At 49.3% G+C, this 540-nt stretch carries 1 protein-coding gene; it reads right to left on the bottom strand.

Annotated elements, in window-relative coordinates:
- The coding region (locus ACFO5T_RS13910) for a hypothetical protein (RefSeq protein ID WP_380035579.1) at positions 1 to 540 on the bottom strand (540 nt) is incomplete at both ends.

The following is a 540-nucleotide window of genomic DNA, read 5'->3' as shown; positions in this document are numbered from 1 at the left end:
GTGCACTGGCAAGGTAGTTTACAGGATCTGCAATAGGCATATCTGCCGCACTGCCTACCATTGCTTCTGCACTGGCAAGCGTCTCGTGGTACGTAAGAGTTATAGCTGCAGGGGTTTGTGTCCCGTAGATCACTGCATCGTTTTGTGTAAGGTCAAACAGCGCTTGCCCATCCCCATCATCATCACACTCAGTAAGGTCTGGGATGGTGGTAGGTAGTACTGGTGCAGGTTGCACGATAAGTTCTAACTCCACGATACGGTAACACTCAGTGCTGGTAGCTGGGTCTGTATCTGTTGCACGTACATAGATAGTTCTTGATACCGTCTGGTAGGCTGCTGGGTTTGCAATGGCTGGTGTGCCTAGCTCTGCAGCGGCAATTGTCTCGTGGAAACTAAGTCCCACAAAGGCCTCACCATTTATAATATCTGTCGTTACCTGGCCGGTAAGATCAAAAATAGCATCCCCATCATTATCTGGGTCGCCATCATTTGCCATTGTATCACATTCCTCTACCGGTGCTATGGTGGTAGGTGATGGTA

Origin of the sequence: Dokdonia genika, from assembly GCF_042652845.1 — a bacterium.
Classification (GTDB): Bacteria; Bacteroidota; Bacteroidia; order Flavobacteriales; family Flavobacteriaceae; genus Dokdonia; species Dokdonia donghaensis.
Note: the sequence above shows the minus strand (reverse complement) of the source record. Positions and strands in the feature narration are given on the sequence as shown.